The following is an 18,235-nucleotide window of genomic DNA, read 5'->3' on the forward strand; positions in this document are numbered from 1 at the left end:
TGAGGAGGGCATACCGATCATGACCCGGCCGTCGGCCGCACCGGACACCACGGGTGACGGTGCCTCGGACCGGTTCGGAACCGGACCGGCCGCCACCTCAGACCAGACCGCCGAGGGTTCCGCGGCCGTGCCCGGGGCGGACCCCCAGGGCATCGCCGAGGCACGCAGAGGCCCCACGGTCCCCGTTGCCGCGGGCCCGGCCAAGCACCGGGCCCCCGCACCCGACGACAACCGTTTCGACCAGGTCCTGGAAGAGCTGCGCAAGCAGATCCGCGACCTGGAGTTCGCCGAGGGGCTGCCCAACGCCGAGGAGGGCCGCACCCTCCAGGCCGACGTCCTCGCCCAGCTGTCCGACTACGTCCTGCCCCGGGTCCGCCGCCCCGACATCCCCCTGCTGATCGCGGTCGCGGGATCCACCGGTGCGGGCAAGTCGACCCTGGTCAACAGCCTCGTCGGCGAACAGGTCACCACCACCGGCGTGCGCCGCCCGACCACCAACAGCCCGGTCCTGGCCTGCAACCCCGCCGACGTCGACTGGTTCAGCGAGGCCTCGTTCATCCCGTCCCTGCCGCGTGTGCGCCAGCAGGGCCTGGCGATGCCGGGCAAGGACGGCATGCTGGTGCTCGCCGCCACCGAGGCCATGCCCCCGGGGGTGGCCCTGCTGGACACCCCCGACGTCGACTCCGCCGTCGCCGCCCACCACGAGTTCGCCGCCAAGTTCCTGGACGCCGCGGACCTGTGGGTGTTCGTCACCACGAGCACCCGCTACGCGGACGCCCGTGTGTGGGAGTTCCTCCAGGTGGCGCGCGACCGCGACACCTCGCTGGCAGTCGTGCTCTCCCGGGTGCCGCGCCGCGGCCGCCGCCGGCTCCTCGACCACTTCGGGGCGATGCTGGAGGCCAACGGGCTGGGCAACGCCGCCAGGTTCGCGATCCCCGAGACCGACCAGGTCAAGGGGGAGCGCTTCACCGCCAACGTCGCCGACCACATCCGCGACTACCTCGCGGAGGTGGCGGGGGAGGCCGAGCAGCGGGACCGGGTCTCCCGGCGCACGTTCATCGGCGTCATCGACAGCTTCCGCACGCGCGTGCCCGAACTCGCGCGCCAGGTGGAGGCCCAGATCGAGACCGGGCGCACGCTCTCCACGGTGGTGGACGACGCCTACGCGGGCGCCCACCGCCGTGTGGACACGAGCCTGGTCGACGGGTCCCTCCTGCGCGGGTCGCTGCTCGCCCGCTGGCAGGAGGTCGCCGCGAGCGGCGAGCTGGCCAAGAGCCTGCGCATGCGCGGCAGGCGCACCCGCCGGAGCGGCCGCGCCGAGCAGGCCGAGCGCGGCCAGCGGGTGAGCGCCCTGGAGCGCGCGCTCCGCGACGCGCTGGAGGCCGTGGTGGTCTCCGCCTGCGAGCACGCCTCCGACGAGATCGAACAGAAGTGGCGCGAGGTGCCCGGCGGCGGGGACCTCGCGGGCAAGGCCCTGGACCAGCCCGGCACCGGCCTGCTGTCACAGCAGATCCGCCAGGAGATCGCCGAGTGGCAGGACGACGTGGCCGAGATGACCACGGTCAGCGGTGCCACCAAGCGCTCCGTGGCCCGGTTCGTCACCTTCGACCGCGACATCGTCGCCCTGGTCCTGATCATCGACCTGCTCGGCTACGAGCGGTCCCGATCCGGAGGCGGCGCACACGCGGCCGACACCTCCGGCCCCTCTCCGCAGCGCCTGCTCAAGGGGCTGTTCGGCGCCCAGTCACTGCGAAGCATTGGCGAAACCGCACGGGACAACCTGCGCAGGCGCGTCCTCGGGCTGCTCGATCGCGAGCGAGTGCCCTTCGACAGCGCGCTCGCGTCGGCCGGGATCCCGTCCGAGGACAGCGCCGTCCAGCTCTATCAGGCCACGTACAACCTTGAGATAGCACGATGACGACTCAGTGGAACCCCGCGCAGGCGCAAGGGGACTACGGCGCGGCCGACGGCCGCGCCGAGGCCGAGGACCGCGAGAGCGGGCACCCCGGCCCCGGCGCCCGCGGGCACGCCCCGCAGGACGAACCGGTGCGGTCCGGAGGCGGGCCGTGGCGCGGGTACACCATGCCCGTTCCCGAGCACCCCGAGCACGCCGACCCCTCGGAGGACGGCACGGAGGAACCCTCCTACGACGGCATCACCGGCTACCCGGACCCGTCCGGCGCCGCCGCGCCGAGGGAGGCCCCCGAGCGCGCCGGGAGCGCGCCGGACGAGGGAGGCGGGGCCCAGGCCGGGCCAGGCCCCCAGGAGGCGCCTCCGCGGCGCTCGGGGCGGCACGCCAGGCACTCCGCCGCGCCCGGGGGGGACGGTCCCCCCCGGTCCGCCAGGAGCGCCCGGCCGGCGGGGGAGGCGCCCGCCGCCGAACCGGACGACATCACCCCGGAGGACCCCGACGGGCTCGCCGGGTGGGTGGGGAGCCTCGCCGAGGCCGCCGACGACACCCGTATCGCCGGGCGCACCACCGGCGCCTTCCCTATCGTGGGACAGCGCGCGGGCTCCGGCGGCGGGACCGGCGAACCCGCCCGCGCCCGCCGCGGCGCGGAGCCGCAGGAGCCCCCCGGCGCCGGGACGCCCGCCGACCGGGAGGACGGCGCCGCGGCGGACGGCGGCACGCCCTCCGCGGACGTGTCCGGCGCACCGGCGCCGGAGGAGCCCGAACCGCTGCCGCGCCGCGTCCCCGGGCCCTCGGCGGTCTCCGGCGCCTTCCGCGCGATCGGCCCCGACACCGCGTCCGAGCCGGCGGACGGCGGCGCCGGGGAGGAGGACGAGGAGGAGTACCGCCCCACCACCCACGACGAGTGGGAGACCACCCCGTCGACGAGCAGGGCCGAGCTCATCGAGCGCCTGGACGCCCTGTCCACGCTGACCGAGCTGGGCCAGGGCGACCTGCCCCAGGAGATCACCGCCCGGGCCGCCCAGCTGCTCGACCACGCCGGAGCCCGGCTGAGGCTGTCCGCCGAGCACACCGTCGTCGCGCTCGCCGGCGGCACCGGCAGCGGCAAGTCCTCCCTGTTCAACGCCCTGTGCGGACTCGAACTCTCGCAGACCGGGGTCACCCGGCCCACCACCTCCAAGGCGCACGCCTGCGTGTGGGGGCACGAGGGGGCCGACGCCCTCCTGAGCTGGCTGGGCGTCCCCAACCGCTACCGGCACTCGCGCTCCAGCGTCCTGGACGCCGGCAACTCCGAGCTGACCGGACTGGTCCTGCTCGACCTGCCCGACCACGACTCCGTGCGCAGCATGCACACCGCCGAGGCCGACCGGCTGATCGGCTCGGTCGACCTGCTGGTGTGGGTCCTGGACCCGCAGAAGTACGCCGACGCCGCCGTCCACCACCGCTACCTGGCCAGGATGGCCGGCCACGGGGCGGTCACCGTCGCCGTCCTCAACCAGGTGGACAAGGTGGAGCCCGACGAGCTGGAGGAGCTGCTCACCGACCTGCGCCGCCTGCTGGAGTCGGAGTCCGGCGTGTACCCGCGCGTCATCACCACGTCCACGCTCACCGGCCAGGGCATCCGCGACGTGCGCGAGTTCCTCGCGGAGACGGTGCGCGAGCGCCGCGCGCTGGTGGACCGCCTGGTCGCCGACCTCGACCAGGTCGTCGAGCCCTTCGCCGACTTCCACGGCGAGGGGGACGTCCCCGAGACGGTCCCCGCCGACGTGCGGACCCGGATCCAGGAGGGGCTGGCCGGCGCCGCGGGGGTGACCGCCGTCGCCGACGTCACCGAGACCAACGACGTCAGGCGCGGCAAGCGCAAGGTCGGTTGGCCCGTGGCACGCCGCGCGGCCAGGCTCCGCAAGGACCCCCTGGCCGCCGTGCAGCTCGACTTCCTGCGCCGCGACAGCGAGAACGGCGTCCGGGGCCCCGTCGACGCGCACGTGGCCGAGTTGGAGACCGTCCTCGGGGAGGCGGCCGACACCGTCTCCGAGGGCATGCCGGCGCCCTGGCGGCGCCGGATGCGCACCGCCGCGCGCAGCGCGGTGCCCGAGCTCCCGGCCGAGCTGGGGGAGGCCGTCTCGGCGGCCGTCGGCGACCCGGAGCTGAGCCCCGGGTGGTGGAAGCTCGCCCGCACCGCGCAGTTCGCCCTGCTCACGGCGGTCGGCATCGGTCTGGCCTGGACGGTCGTCTCCGTGCTCAGCCGGCTCGGCGGCGGCATCACCGGCCTGGCGATGTTCGACGACCCGGTCTTCGCCGCCTACTCGGGCGCGCTGGTGGTCGCGGCGCTGCTGGTCGGCTGGCTGACCGGGGTGGGCTGCGGCAACCTCGTCGAGGTGGCGGCGGTCCAGCGCCGCGAGGACGTGGAGCGCAAGGCCCTGGGCCGGGTCCGGGAGATCACCGCGCTGCGGGTCGTGGAGCCGATGGAGGCCGAGCTGGCGAGGTACAGGGCGTTCCGCTCCGCCTACGAGGTGGCCGTGGCGGCGACCGGGACCTGAGCGGACGGCCGGCGACGGCGCGGTCGGTGCGCGACCGCGTCCGTCCGCCGGACCAGGGGCCCGGGGGCGGGCGGCATCATGCCGCCCGCCCCCGGGTGTGTTGCGTAGGCGTGGGTATCAGACCCAGCTCGCGCCGTCGATCGCCATGGTGAGTGCTCCTTCGTGTCGAGTGCTGCCGAGGCGGAATCGGCCGGGCCCCCGGGAGGTCGGCGGTCCGTGCCGGAGCGGCTGACGCCGCGCCCCACAGAAGAATGCCCCAGAACCGGTGCACGACCAACCCCCCTGGGTCTCCGCACACCCCGGAACGGGGGGCCTCGCGACTCTCGATACAATAAGCGATTAAGTTATTACCCAAAGTGATGTAAAGTGTTGGGGTGTCGAGTGGGCCCGTCCGGCGAGCGGACTTCGGGCGTTCGGCTACCCGGCCGTCGTCACCGAGTGGCATGGTAGGGGAACGCGGGGCGAATCCATCCCGTCGAACGGAGAACCGCAGGAGGCGGCGGACCCATCAGAGTCGGGTGTGGGGGATGAATGGCAGAGCGTGACACAGAAGGGAGGCGGGAGCCGTGAGCATCTCGGAGAAACCGGCGGCGCCGGTCGGCCGTGCCCCCGGGGGCCGGTCCTCGTGGCCGGTCCTCCAGGAGCCCCAGGGCCTGATCGTCTACATGTGCCTGCTCCTGGTCGCCGCGCTGTTCCTGTTCGGGGTGGCGTTCGCCCTGACCGTGTTCTCACTGAAGGACCTGGTCACCTTCACCGCGCTGGTCGCCGGCGCGGCGATCTCGGTCGAGGGGAGCCGCCGGCTGGGCACGCCCACGCCCGCCGGGTTCAACCGCGACCTGCTGGGGGCCTGGTGGTTCCCGGTCGTGCTCCTCCTCCCGCCGGTGTACTCCCTGCTCATCCCCATCCCCGTGTACCTGATGGTCCAGCAGCGCACGAGGCGCACCCTGGTGCACCGCCGGGTGTTCAACGCGACCTCGGTGGGGCTCTCGGGGTTCCTGGTGTCGGTGGTCTGGCACGGCGTGTGGGGGGACGACCTCGTCGGCGGCCTGGGCGGCGTCGTCGAGTCCGGCGAGCCCCTCACCACGGGGCCCGGCGTGCTCGTGGCGGTACTGTGCTGCGCGGGGTTCACCGTCCTCAACACCCTCCTCGTCGCCCTGGCCGCGAGGATCAGCAGCGGCCCGGGCAACAGCCTGCGCCCCATGTGGGACCGCGAGGCGCTCATCGTGGACGCCGTCGAATTATGTGTCGGCGTCACGGTCGCCATCCTCGCCCAGCTGTCCCTCTTCCTCCTGGTCATCGCGGTCCCGCCGGTCCTCCTCCTCCAGCGCAGCCTCCTCTACCAGCAGTTGCAGATGGCCGCGCGGACCGACCCCAAGACGGGGCTCCTCAACGCGCCCACCTGGGAGCAGGAGGCGTCGATCGAGATCGCCAGGGCCCGCTCCTCCCGGGGGCGCGCCGCCGTGCTCATCGTCGACATCGACCACTTCAAGCGGGTCAACGACAGCCACGGCCACCTGTTCGGGGACCAGGTCCTCCTGGGGGTGGCCACCACCATCGCCCAGCAGCTGCGCCAGTCCGACCTGCTCGGGAGGTTCGGCGGCGAGGAGTTCGTGGTGCTGCTGCCCGGGTCCGACACCACCGAGGCCTGGCGCGCGGCCGAACGCCTGCGCACGCAGGTCGGGGGCATGGAGATCGCGGTCGACGGCGTCCCGGTGCGCATCACCATCTCGATCGGGGTGGCGGTCATCGGCGACCACGGCAACGACCTGGTCGAACTGCTCACCGCGGCCGATCTCGCGCTCTACCGGGCCAAGGAGACCGGCCGCAACCGCGTGTGCCTGCCGGCGGGGCGCCCCGGCGCCGGCGGCACGATCCCCGGCCCGCGCGAGGCGGAGCTGACCGACCGCGGCGGGCCCGCGGAACCCACCGATCCCAGAGAGGTCTCCTGAACCGCGGCCCCACGGAGAACGCGCGGTCGTCCACAGGCTCCGGAAGCCCCTTGTCCGGCACCGGATGATCACGCACCGTGAAGATATGCACCCCGACCAGCCGCACCACCCGCGCGACCCCCAGGACCCCCAGGACCCCGCCCGTTCGCCCGACCGGACGGAGCGGCCGGACCGGCCGGGGCACCCCGGCTCCCCCCGCGGGGGGCCGGGCCCGACGGACCCGGCCCCCCGGCCGCGACCGCCCGGCGGATCCCCCGCGCCGGGCGCCTCCCCCGGCGTCCTCACGCTGACCAACCCGACCGACATCATCGCCACCCTCCCGTACCTGGTGGGGGAGCCGCCCGACCCCGGGATCGTGGTCCTCGCCATCAGGGACCGCGGCGTGCACTCCGTGTACTGCGGCGACCTGGACAGGATGGACGGCGCCCCCGACCCGGCAGGGCGGGCCGCGGCCCCCGCCGCCGCGGCGGCCTCCGAGGGCTGCACGGCCCTGGCCGTCGTGGCGTACGGGCCGCCCGGGCGGGTGACCCCCTACGTCGACGCCCTCCTCGCCGCCGCCCGGACACACGGCCTCGCGGTCGTCGACGCCATCCGGGTCACCGGCGGCCGGTACTGGTCCTACACCTGCGGATCGGCCGGGTGCTGCCCGGCCGAGGGCACGGTCGTCAACGTCGACGGGTCCACTGTCCCGGCGAGCGCGGTCCTGCACGGGATCGTCCCCGCGCCGCCGTTCCACGCGACCATGGCCGACATCGCCCGGATACGCGCGCTCCTCGCCCCCGTCCGCGGGGAGGAGCGGGCCGAGATGGAGGCCGCCGCGGACCGTGCGCGGACCCGCGCCGCGCGGGCGGAGGGCGGCGGTCCCTCCGACCGCGGCCTCACCGAGGTCCTGGCTGCGGTCCGGGCCGAGCACGCGGGGCGGGCGGTCACCGACCCGGACGGACTGGCCCGGCTGGGCGTGCACCTGACCGGGACCGGCGTGCGGGACGAGGTGTGGGCGAGGATCACCGCCGAGGCGGCCCCCGTCCACCAGGCGCTGTGGAGCCGGGCCACCCGCTGCCTGCCCTCGGAGCTCAGGGCCGCCCCCGCCTCCCTGCTCGCCGTCGCCGCGTGGCAGCGCGGTGACGAGGCGCTCGCGGCGGCGGCGCTGGACGTCGCCCTCACCACCGATCCCGGCTACTCCATGGCGGTGCTCATGAGCCGGGCCCTGGCCTGGGGGCTGCCGGTGGAGCGCTGGCGGGAGTTCACGCCCCGCTGGTTGAGCCGGGGGAGGGACCCGGCACAGGACTGACCGCAGGGGCCGGCGGCGACCGGAGGGGGTGACCCGGGGCGCAGCGCCACGGCCGCCGCGCGGGTCCGGTGGGGACGGGCCCGGGCCGGCGCCGGACTCCGTCCCCGCCGGGCCCCCGGGTGCGCTCCGATGGCGGGGGCATGGGCTGCGACGCCCTAGGCTTGGAGGCATGCCGGAGTACATTTTCACCATGAACAACGTGCGCAAAGCGCACGGCGACAAGGTCGTCCTTGACAACGTTTCGGGGTCGTTCCTGCCCGGAGCCAAGATCGGCGTCGTGGGCCCCAACGGTTCGGGTAAGTCGACGCTTCTGAAGATCATGGCCGGCATCGAACAGCCGTCCAACGGCGAGGCGCGTCTCATGCCCGGGTTCAGCGTCGGGCTGCTCGCGCAGGAACCCCGGCTCGACGCGGACAAGACGGTCCTGGAGAACGTCGAGGACGGTGTCGCCGAGACCAAGGCGATGCTGACCCGCTTCAACGAGATCGCCGAGCAGATGGCGACGGACTACTCCGACGAACTGCTCGAGGAGATGGGCAAGCTCCAGGAGCAGCTCGACCACCGCAACGCCTGGGACCTGGACAGCCAGCTGGAGCAGGCGATGGACGCCCTGCGCTGCCCGCCCGGGGACGCCTCCGTCACCCAGCTCTCGGGTGGTGAGAAGCGCCGGGTCGCCCTGTGCAAGCTCCTCCTCGAACAGCCCGACCTCCTCCTGCTCGACGAGCCCACCAACCACCTCGACGCCGAGAGCGTGAACTGGTTGGAGCAGCACCTGGCCAAGTACCCCGGCACCATCATCGCGATCACACACGACAGGTACTTCCTCGACCACGTCGCCACGTGGATCCTGGAGCTGGACCGCGGCCAGTTCTACCCCTACGAGGGCAACTACTCCACCTACCTGGAGACCAAGCAGGCCCGCCTGAAGGTCGAGGGGCAGAAGGACGCCAAGAAGGCCAAGCGCCTCAAGGACGAGCTGGAGTGGGTCCGCTCCAACGCCAAGGCCCGCCAGACCAAGAGCAAGTCCCGTCTGGCCCGCTACGAGGAGATGGCGGCGGAGGCCGACAAGACCCGCAAGCTGGACTTCGAGGAGATCCAGATCCCGCCGGGTCCGCGCCTGGGCAACACCGTGGTCGAGGTCAAGAACCTCACCAAGGGCTTCGACGACCGCGTCCTCATCGAGAACCTCAGCTTCTCCCTGCCGCCCAACGGCATCGTCGGCGTCATCGGCCCCAACGGTGTCGGCAAGACGACCCTGTTCAAGATGATCGTCGGCGAGGAGACCCCCGACCAGGGCAAGATCACCGTCGGCGACACGGTGGAGATCTCCTACGTCGACCAGTACCGGGGCCGCATCGACGACAGCAAGAACGTGTGGGAGACCATCTCCGACGGCGAAACGTTCATCACGGTCGGCAAGGTCGAGATCCCGAGCCGCGCCTACGTCGCCGCCTTCGGCTTCAAGGGCTCCGACCAGCAGAAGCAGTCCGGGGTGCTCTCGGGCGGCGAGCGCAACCGGGTCAACCTGGCGCTCACCCTCAAGCAGGGCGGCAACCTGCTGCTCCTGGACGAGCCCACGAACGACCTGGACGTGGAGACCCTCGGCTCCCTGGAGAACGCGCTGCTGGACTTCCCCGGCTGCGCCGTGATCACGTCCCACGACCGCTGGTTCCTCGACCGCGTCGCCACGCACATCCTCGCGTGGGAGGGCGACGCCAACTGGTTCTGGTTCGAGGGCAACTTCGAGTCCTACGAGAAGAACAAGATCGAGCGCCTGGGCCCGGACGCCGCGCGTCCGCACGCGGTGACCCACCGCAAGCTCACCCGCGACTAGCCTCGCGGGACCTGGCACGCGCCCGCGGGGCACCGGACGACCGGTGCCCCCGCGGGCGTTCCCGCAGCGGCGCACGCGCGGATATTCCCCGGCGCCGGGACCCATGGGGGGTCCGTGCAACGTCGCGTACCCTGGACCCGATGACTTCCGCGCGTGATGACCAGCAGAGCGTGGGCGAGCAGCCCGTGCGAATGACGTTCTACGAGGCCGTGGGCGGTGAGGAGACCTTCACCCGCCTGGTTCGCCGCTTCTACGAGGGTGTGGCCGACGACCCTGTGCTCCGCCCCATGTATCCGGAGGAGGACCTCGGCCCGGCCGAGGAGCGCCTGCGCCTGTTCCTCATCCAGTACTGGGGCGGCCCGCGCACCTACAACGAGCAGCGCGGCCACCCCCGCCTGCGGATGCGGCACGTTCCGTTCCGCATCGGCGCAGCCGAGCGCGACCTGTGGCTCAAGCACATGCGCGCCGCCGTGGACTCCCTCGACCTGCACGAGGCGCTGGAGCGCCAGCTGTGGGAGTACATGGTCATGGCCGCGCACAGCATGGTCAACGTCCAGGAGGACGCCGTCCCCCCGGAGGTCCCCCGTCCGACACGCGTGTCGGTGGCCTCGGATGACGAGGGCGACGACGGCGATGCCGTTACCATCTCCCTGAAGTAGGGGGAGCCCCGGACGCACGGGCCCGGCGCCGGCGCGTCCGGCCCGTGCTCGGGCCGTGAGGACTCCCCGCTCGGCGGAGTCGGACCGGAGAAGAGGGTGCTGCCTTGAGGCCAGGGACCGCGTGGGTCAGCCGGACCGAACTGCGTACCGACCGCCTGATCCTCCGGCGCTGGCAGGAGCGCGACCTCGAACCCTGGGCGGCCGTGAACGCCGACCCCGAGGTCCGGGAGCACCTGGGCGAGCCGCTGACCCGCGATCAGAGCGATGCCTCCGTCGCCCGCTTCCGGGACGGGTTCGACCTGCGGGGCTACGGCTGGTGGGCGGTCGAGGAGCGGGACACGGGCGACTTCGTCGGGTCCGCGGGCCTGGACCGGGTGGAGGACGGCCTGCCCTTCGGCGGGACGGAGATCGGCTGGAGGCTCGCCCGGCCGGCCTGGGGACGCGGCTATGCCACCGAGGCCGCGCTGGCGGTACTGGCCTACGGCTTCGACACCCTCGCCCTCCCCGAGATCCTCGCCGTGGCCACGGTCACGAACATTCGCTCACAGGCGGTGATGCGCAGGATCGGCATGACCCGGGACCCGGAGGGCGACTTCGACGACCCGCGGGCGCCCGAGGGGCCCCTGCGCCCGAACGTGCTGTACCGCATCGCGGACGGCGCCGCGGACCGGGACTAGGGCGTGGTCCGCGGGTGCCTTCGGCGGGCTCGGCGCTCGCGCCGGTCGCCGCGAGCGGTCGCCGGGCCGTCTCTCGCAGGACGAGTGGCGAGGGTCGGCCCGGGGTCGGCTGTCCGAGCGCGGTCGGCGCGGCGGGAGGCGGCCCCGCGGATGCGGGCCCGGAACGACCCGCGGAACACGTCCTAGGCGTAGGCGGCGAGGAAGGCGCGCTCGGTGGCGTCGAGCCGGCGGGCGCTCTGCGTGGCCACGTCGAAGCCCACGAGCACGGTCTTCGCGCGCAGGTACACGCGGTCGTCGTCCAGGATCTCGTAGGCGAGGGTGAAACTGGCGTTGCGCACCTCGGTCACCCACAGCTCCACGCGCACCGGGTCGGTCCGGGGGAGCAGGGGGGCCACGTAGTCCGCCTCCTGGCGGGCCACGACCATGGCACCGAACACCTCGTCGCCCTCGACCGCGCCGCCGTAGCGCAGGAACGAGACCCGGGCGTCCTCCAGGTAGGTGAGCATCCGGACGTTGTTCACGTGGTGCTGCGGGTCGAGGTCGGCGTAGCGGACCTGTGCGAGGTGCACGTGCCGCGCGGGGGCCGACCCGGTGCCGACGGCTCCGGCGTCGATCTGTGTCACGTCTGGGTCCTCTCGTGCTGCTCTCCCCGGGGGGCGTACGACTCCTCCGATTGTCTCAACGCCCCCCGGGGCGGGACCCCTCCCCGGGTGTCCGATTCCTGTGTCGTTGCTCTCCCGGACCCGCGGGAGGAGGACGTCAGTCCGCGGAGAGGCCCAGGTGGTGGGCGAGGAAGGCCAGCTGCTCGGAGTTCAGTGACACACTGCGGCTCACCGACCGCGAGCTGTGGCCGACCTCGGCCTCCCTGCGCAGCAGGACGGGCCGTTCCTCCGCAGGGGCGGACGTGGCGTCCTGCAGCGCCGCGCACAGTTTGCGGGCGTGCAGGGGGTCCACGCGCGTGTCGTTGTCGAACACGGTGAACAGGGTGGCCGGGTAGCGGGTGCCTTCGCGGACGTTGTGGTAGGGCGAGTAGCCCAGGAGCCATCCGAGCTGCTCGGGGTCGTCCGCGGTGCCGTACTCGACGTTCCACAGCTGGCCGAGGCCGAACCTCTCGTAGCGGACCATGTCCAGGAGGGGCGCGGAGCAGACCGCGGCCGCGAACAGGTCCGGCCGCTGGGTGACCATGGCGCCGACCAGCAGCCCGCCGTTGCTGCCGCCCATCACGGCCAGCCGGTCCGGGGCGGTGACCCCGGTGGCGATCAGGTGCTCGGCCGCGGCCGCGCAGTCGTCGAAGACGTTCTGCTTGCGGGCCAGCATCCCCGAGCGGTGCCACTCCTCGCCCTCCTCCAGGCCGCCGCGCAGGTTGGCGACGGCGTACACGCCGCCCGCGCGGGCCCAGGCCAGGGCCACCGCGGAGTAGGCGGGGGTGAGGGAGATCCGGAAGCCCCCGTACCCGTAGAGGATGGTGGGCCGCGGGCCCTCGGCGGGAGCCGAGGGCGACACGACGAGCATGCGCACGGGCGTGCCGTCGCCGGACGTGTAGGTGACCTGTTCGACGTTCACGTCCGGCAGGTCGATGTCCCCCGGTGCGTCGGCCCACACGGACACCCGCCCGGCGAGCGCGTCGTAGCGGTACACCGAGGACGGGTGGGTGTTGTCGGTGTAGCCGAACCAGGCCTCGTGGCCTCCCTCGGGGCGTTCCGAGAGGCCGCCGACCGTGCCCAGCCCGGGCATGTCCACGACGCCGAGGAGCTCCCCGGTGAGCAGGTCGCGCTGGGTGACCTCGCTGATCGCGTGGCGGCTGTGGGAGACCAGGAGTTCGGGGCGTTCGAGGGCGGGGCCGTCCAGGACGGCGTAGTCCTCCAGCACCGCCTCGGGCTCCTCGGGGACCAGGGTGGTCCAGTTCTCGTAGCGGGGGTCGGCCGGATCGGTCACGCACACGCGCCCGCGCGGGGCGTCCCGGTCCGTCCGCAGGTACAGGCGCCCGTCCCGGCCCACGTGCCCCTCCAGGTCGGCGTCGACGCCCTCCTGGACGGGCACCAGGCGGGGCCGCTCCAGGTCCCCGTCGGACAGGTCGGCGATCCACATGTCGGTGGCCGAGGAGGTCCCCCGGACCGCCTGGAGGATCAGCCAGCGGCCGTCCCGGCTCACGGAGGGGCTGAAGTACTCCGTCTTGTCCCTGCCGGAGCCGAAGACGAGGACGTCCTCCTCGGCCGGGCGCCCCAGCCGGTGCAGGTAGACGCGCCGGTGGTAGGCCTCCTCGCCGTCGGGGACCTCCTCCGGGGGCAGCCGCCGCACGTAGTAGAAGGCGGAGGAGTCCGGCAGCCACGCGATCGGGCTGTAGCGGGCCCGGTCCACGGGGCCGTCCACCAGGTCGCCGCTGTCGACGTCCACGACCCGCAGGACGGACTCCTCGTCCCCGCCCTCGGAGAGCTGGTAGGCGAGCAGGCGCCCGTCGGGGCCGGGCTTCCACGCGTCCAGGGTGGTCAGGCCCCCGGGGTCGAGCGCGCCGGGGTCGACCAGGACGCGCTCGGGGCCGTCGCCGTCGCGGACGTAGAGCACCGCGTGCTCCTGCTCGGCGGTCCGGCGGACGAAGAAGCTGCGGTCGCCGCGCCAGACGGGGGCCCCGACGGCTCCCGCGCCGAGGAGGGACCGGATCCGGTCGGCGAACCGCTCGCGAGCGGTGTAGCGCTCGGAGGCCTCGGTGTACAGGGCGTCCTGGGCCGCCGCCCACGCCTTCGTGGCGGTGGATCCGCAGTCCTCCAACCACCTGTAGGGGTCGCCGACCTCGTGGCCGTGCAGGTTCTCTGTGACGTCGAGCCGTTCGGCCGGGGGGTAGCGGAGTTCACGCATACTTCGCACTCTATCCACCGCTATCAACCACTGGGTGTTCGGCGCGGCGTCAGGATGAAACGTGGTTTGTCGGGCGCACAATAGGACCACGAAAAGCGTCAACACGCGGTTTCTGTGCGGCCCGGCGTAAATTGGGGTGGCGCCGGGGCGGTCCGAACACGCAAACTGAATGCGGGACGCAACTCGGCGGGACCACCGGGAGGTCCGTGTGGCAAGGCGTACGGAAACACCGATCCTCGGATCGGTGCACAGGGAGGTCTCCTGGCTGGCCGAACGGCTGGCCGGGGAAGAGACACGGTCGTTCACCGCGACCGGGGCGACGCGATGAGCGCCCCAAGCAGCCGGGAGGGTGGCACAGGGACCGCCCGCCGCCACGTGCTGCTGCTCAACGCCAGCTTCGAACCACTGACGACACTGCCCCTGCGCAGGGCGATTCTCCTCGTCCTGCGGGAGAAGGCCGAAGTCGTCCACCAGGACGACACGGGGACGGTGCTGCACTCGGCGACGCGCTCCTACGACGTGCCGTCGGTCATCCGGCTCAGGCGCTACATCAGCGTTCCGTACAGTCGCAGGGTGCCCCTCACCCGGGTGGCGCTGATGAGACGGGACCGGCACGTGTGCGGCTACTGCGGGAAGAAGGCCGAGACCATCGACCACGTCATCCCGCGCAGCCGCGGCGGCGCGCACGTGTGGGAGAACGTGGTCGCGGCCTGCAAGCCGTGCAACCACCGCAAGGCGGACAAGTTCCTGGACGAGCTCGGCTGGGAGCTGCACATCACCCCCAAGGTGCCCAAGGGACCCCACTGGCGGCTGATCAACGGTGACCTGCACGGCGACCCCCAGTGGGAGCCGTACATGGCCCACCTCGCGGCGTAGGCGCCCGGCCGGACGCACGGGCCGGCCAACGGGCTCCAGCGGTCCGGCGGGGCCGGAACCGGGCGTCCCACCCGGCCCCTGCCGTCCTTCCGCCCTCCGGCGCGGCCCCCACGGGCGGTCGGGGGGCGGCCGTGCGTCCCCGGGGCGCCTCCGGGTGCGCCCCCACCGGTCCCGCGCGGTGGGGCCCGTCCCGCGGCGGTCCCCGCAGGCGCCCGCCCGGCGAAGGGGCGGGCGGTGACGTGAGGGCGCGGCGGCCGTATTCTGGCGGCATGCCGAGATACGACTTCCGCTGCCGCGAGTGCGGTGACACCTTCGAGCTCTCCCGTCCGATGGCAGAGGCGGGCGACCCGGCCCCCTGCCCCGTGGGGCACGGCGACACCGTGCGGCTGCTGTCCACCGTGGCGGTGGGCGGGCGCGCCTCCGCCCCCGCGCCGTCCGGGGGCGGGGGCTGCTGCGGGGGCGGTTGCTGCTCCTGAGCCCGCACGCGCCGGCCCCGCGCCCGCGGGGCCGGCGGCGACCGGTCCGCCCGCAGCGACGACGCGGACAGGGCCGCGCGAGCAGGGGCGGCCCCGACGGGACCGCCCCTGCTCACTGCTCCCGGACCGGCTCCGGCCCCTACCCCTCGATCTGGGACACGTCGCGCGCCGCGCCGGTCGAGGCCGAGGTGGCCATCGCCGCGTAGGCGCGCAGCGCGGCCGTCACCGGCCGCTGACGGTCACGCGGCCGGAACCGGCCCAGCTCCTTGAGCAGGCGCTCGCGCCGGGTGGCGAGCTCCTCGTCGGAGACCTCCAGGGTGATGCCCCGGTTGGGGATGTCGATCGTCACGGTGTCGCCGTCCTCGACCAGGGCGATGTCCCCGCCCGCGGCCGCCTCGGGGGAGGCGTGGCCGATGGACAGGCCCGACGTGCCGCCGGAGAAGCGGCCGTCCGTGATCAGGGCGCAGGCCTTGCCCAGGCCGCGTCCCTTGAGGAAGCTCGTCGGGTACAGCATCTCCTGCATGCCGGGGCCGCCCTTGGGGCCCTCGTAGCGGATGACCACCACGTCACCGGGCACGATCCGCTTGTTGAGGATGCCGTCGACGGCGTCCTCCTGGGACTCGAACACCTTGGCGGGGCCGGAGAAGGTCCACAGCTCCTCCTCCACACCCGCCGTCTTGACGATGGCGCCGTCCGGGGCGAGGTTGCCGAACAGCACGGCCAGGCCGCCGTCCTTGGTGTAGGCGTGCTCGACGGAGCGGATGCAGCCGTTCTCCCGGTCGGTGTCCAGGGTGTCCCACCGGGTGTCCTGGGAGTACGCCTTGGTGGTGCGCCGGCCCCCGGGGGCGGCGTGGAACAGCTCCACCGCCTCCGGCAGGACGGTGTCGGAGGTGATGTCCCACTCGGCGATGAACTCGCCGACGGTCTTGCCGTGCACCGTGGGCAGGGAGGTGTCGAGCAGCCCGCCGCGGGCGAGTTCGCCCAGGATGGAGGGGATGCCGCCCGCCCGGTGGACGTCCTCGATGTGGTACTTCTCGGTGTTGGGCGCGACCTTGCACAGGCACGGGACCCGCCGTGAGACGGCGTCGATCTCGTCCAGGCCGAATCCGACGCGGGCCTCGGTGGCCGCGGCCAGCAGGTGCAGGATCGTGTTGGTGGAGCCGCCCATGGCCACGTCCAGGGCCATCGCGTTGCCGAAGGCCGCGGGGGTGGCGATGGACAGGGGCAGGACGGACTCGTCGTCGTCCTCGTAGTAGCGCTTGGCGGCCTCCACGACCAGGCGTCCGGCGTCCTCGTACAGGGCGCGGCGCGCGGTGTGGGTGGCGAGCACGGTGCCGTTGCCGGGCAGGGCCAGGCCCATCGCCTCGGTGAGGCAGTTCATCGAGTTGGCGGTGAACATGCCGGAGCAGGAGCCGCAGGTGGGGCAGGCGGCCTCCTCCAGCTCGTCCAGCTCCGCCTGGGAGACGCTCTCGTCGGCGGCGGCGATCATGGGGTTGATCAGGTCGAGCTTGCGGACGGTCGTGGCGGTGCCGTTGACGACCGTGACCTTGCCGGCCTCCATGGGACCGCCGGAGACGAACACCGTCGGGATGTTGAGGCGCAGCGCGGCCAGCAGCATGCCGGGGGTGATCTTGTCGCAGTTGGACACGCACACCAGGGCGTCGGCGCAGTGGGCGTTGACCATGTACTCGAGGGAGTCGGCGATCAGCTCGCGGCTGGGCAGCGAGTACAGCATGCCGCCGTGGCCCATGGCGATGCCGTCGTCCACGGCGATGGAGTTGAACTCGCGGGGCACGCCGCCCGCCTCGCGGATCGCCTTGGCGACCACGTCCGCGACCTCGCGCAGGTGGACGTGGCCGGGCACGAACTCGGTGAAGCTGTTGGCCACGGCCACGATGGGCTTGCCGAAGTCCTCGCGCTCCACGCCGGTCGCGCGCATGAGTGCACGCGCGCCTGCCATGTTCCTGCCGTGAGTGACCGTGCGTGAGCGTAGGACTGGCATGGGGTGGGCTCCCATCGTTACGGGTGTTTCCCCTCGATGGTAGTCCCTCGTGAGAGCGGCTTCGGTCTCGGAGTGGAAGACTCGTATTCCGGATCGTGAGACGAGCCTGGTCCCGCGAGCGGGAGGGAGGCCGGAGCGGTCGGGTCCGGAGCAGGGGGAGCGGCTCCGCGGGCGCGGGTCCGGGCACACGGGAGGCCCGGGCGCCACGGCGTCGTGGTCGGTCCCGGGCCCGTACGGCGTCAGGGGTGCCGGGGCGCCGAGGGGAGGCGCCCCCCGCTCAGTACCGGGGGGGCAGGGCCTTCTCCGCGGCCCTGTAGATCTCCTCGATCTCGGTCTCCGTCAGTCGGTCCCGGCCGCTGCGCAGCCACTTGCGGACCTTCGTTCCGGTGATGATGTCCACGCCCCGCAGCCGGTGGCTGTCCCAGGGCATGCCGGGGCCGTAGATGGCCAGCGAGGCGCGCACCTTGATCTCGCGCCCGAGCTCGGTGCTGATCAGCTCCTCCGCCCGTTTGGCCTCCTCCAGCGCCTCGTCGATGCGCTCGTTCTTGCTGAACCTGCCGTGGTAGAGCTTCTCCAGCTTGTTGCGCAGCGGGAGGCGCTTGTCCCACGACTCGGAGTCGATCGCGAAGGCTCCGCGCCGGCCCACGATGAAGTGGTCGATCTGGCCGTTGCCGCCCGGTACGGCGCGGGCGTGGAGCACCCGGTAGCCGAGCTGCTTCATGACCTTGAGCTGGACCTCGGTGCGCCGCTGCGCGGCCGAGGGCTTGCGCCAATGGGGAATCTCCGACTCGCGCCGGGAGTAGTACACCATCGTGCCGACCAGGGTCAGGAGCCCGAGCGTGGCGCCGAGGCGCCAGTCGGAGGTGAGGAGCCCGAAGACCACGGTGACCGCGGTCGCGGAGCCCCCGCGGACGATCCACTTGCGCGCGGACTGGTTCTCCTTGAGGGCGCCGTACACGGCTCTGGTGCCGGAGGCTTCCTTGTTCTTGCGCTGATTGGGGAAGAAGAGGGCTTCGGGCCCCTCCTTCGCCGCTTCCCGGGGGGCTTGGCCCTGGTCTTTCGCTCTGGTTGCCGATTCCACGTCGGACAGGTTAGTTGGATCCATATCCGAGTCCTAGTGCATTACTTCTCACACTTTTGTTCCCTTACGGTTCGGTGTCGACAGG

The 18,235-nt window shown here is 73.0% G+C and carries 13 protein-coding genes; 9 read left to right on the forward strand and 4 right to left on the reverse strand.

Annotated elements, in window-relative coordinates:
* The first annotated feature begins 19 nt into the window (after positions 1-19).
* The 7 genes from OUQ99_RS06690 (at position 20) to OUQ99_RS06720 (ending at position 10,862) form a co-directional block, all read left to right on the forward strand.
* Positions 20-1,918, forward strand: coding sequence for a dynamin family protein (locus tag OUQ99_RS06690; protein ID WP_267948562.1), 1,899 nt, complete (start codon positions 20-22; stop codon positions 1,916-1,918).
* Positions 1,915-4,452: a GTPase gene (locus OUQ99_RS06695; protein WP_267948563.1), complete on the forward strand. Its 2,538-nt coding sequence runs from the start codon at positions 1,915-1,917 to the stop codon at positions 4,450-4,452. The genes OUQ99_RS06690 and OUQ99_RS06695 overlap by 4 nt, the downstream gene beginning before the upstream one ends.
* 566 nt (positions 4,453-5,018) lie before the next feature.
* Positions 5,019-6,401 carry a GGDEF domain-containing protein gene (locus OUQ99_RS06700; protein ID WP_267948564.1) on the forward strand — a complete coding sequence of 461 codons (1,383 nt, stop codon included), beginning with the start codon at positions 5,019-5,021 and terminating at the stop codon, positions 6,399-6,401.
* 85 nt (positions 6,402-6,486) lie between these two features.
* Positions 6,487-7,692: a DUF4192 domain-containing protein gene (locus OUQ99_RS06705; protein ID WP_267948565.1), complete on the forward strand. Its 1,206-nt coding sequence runs from the start codon at positions 6,487-6,489 to the stop codon at positions 7,690-7,692.
* A gap of 169 nt (positions 7,693-7,861) precedes the next feature.
* On the forward strand, positions 7,862-9,526 hold the full coding sequence (gene ettA, locus OUQ99_RS06710; RefSeq protein WP_267948566.1) for an energy-dependent translational throttle protein EttA: 1,665 nt from the start codon (positions 7,862-7,864) through the stop codon (positions 9,524-9,526).
* A gap of 140 nt (positions 9,527-9,666) precedes the next feature.
* Positions 9,667-10,185: a globin gene (locus tag OUQ99_RS06715; protein WP_267948567.1), complete on the forward strand. Its 519-nt coding sequence runs from the start codon at positions 9,667-9,669 to the stop codon at positions 10,183-10,185.
* A 104-nt stretch (positions 10,186-10,289) separates the two neighbouring features.
* Positions 10,290-10,862, forward strand: a complete 573-nt coding sequence (locus tag OUQ99_RS06720) for a GNAT family N-acetyltransferase (protein ID WP_267948568.1) — start codon at positions 10,290-10,292, stop codon at positions 10,860-10,862.
* Positions 10,863-11,044: 182 nt separating this feature from the next.
* On the opposite strand, the gene OUQ99_RS06725 is transcribed toward OUQ99_RS06720, so the two are convergent.
* Positions 11,045-11,485 (reverse strand): acyl-CoA thioesterase, encoded by a 441-nt coding sequence (locus tag OUQ99_RS06725; RefSeq protein ID WP_267948569.1) that lies wholly within the window; start codon positions 11,483-11,485, stop codon positions 11,045-11,047.
* Between the two features lie 136 nt (positions 11,486-11,621).
* Positions 11,622-13,715: a prolyl oligopeptidase family serine peptidase gene (locus tag OUQ99_RS06730; RefSeq protein WP_267948570.1), complete on the reverse strand. Its 2,094-nt coding sequence runs from the start codon at positions 13,713-13,715 to the stop codon at positions 11,622-11,624.
* A gap of 375 nt (positions 13,716-14,090) precedes the next feature.
* On the opposite strand from OUQ99_RS06730, the gene OUQ99_RS06735 reads away from it, so the two are divergent.
* Positions 14,091-14,591, forward strand: coding sequence for an HNH endonuclease (locus tag OUQ99_RS06735; RefSeq protein WP_267950275.1), 501 nt, complete (start codon positions 14,091-14,093; stop codon positions 14,589-14,591).
* A 269-nt stretch (positions 14,592-14,860) separates the two neighbouring features.
* Positions 14,861-15,067, forward strand: a complete 207-nt coding sequence (locus OUQ99_RS06740; protein WP_267948571.1) for an FmdB family zinc ribbon protein — start codon at positions 14,861-14,863, stop codon at positions 15,065-15,067.
* Between the two features lie 139 nt (positions 15,068-15,206).
* Here the strand turns inward: OUQ99_RS06740 and ilvD are convergent, their stop codons facing one another.
* Positions 15,207-17,069, reverse strand: coding sequence for a dihydroxy-acid dehydratase (gene ilvD / locus OUQ99_RS06745; protein ID WP_267948572.1), 1,863 nt, complete (start codon positions 17,067-17,069; stop codon positions 15,207-15,209).
* 277 nt (positions 17,070-17,346) lie between these two features.
* Positions 17,347-18,150, reverse strand: coding sequence for a nuclease-related domain-containing protein (locus tag OUQ99_RS06750; protein WP_267948573.1), 804 nt, complete (start codon positions 18,148-18,150; stop codon positions 17,347-17,349).
* Between the last annotated feature and the right edge of the window lie 85 nt (positions 18,151-18,235).

Origin of the sequence: Streptomonospora nanhaiensis (assembly GCF_026642255.1) — a bacterium.
GTDB classification, from domain to species: Bacteria; Actinomycetota; Actinomycetes; order Streptosporangiales; family Streptosporangiaceae; genus Nocardiopsis; species Nocardiopsis tropica.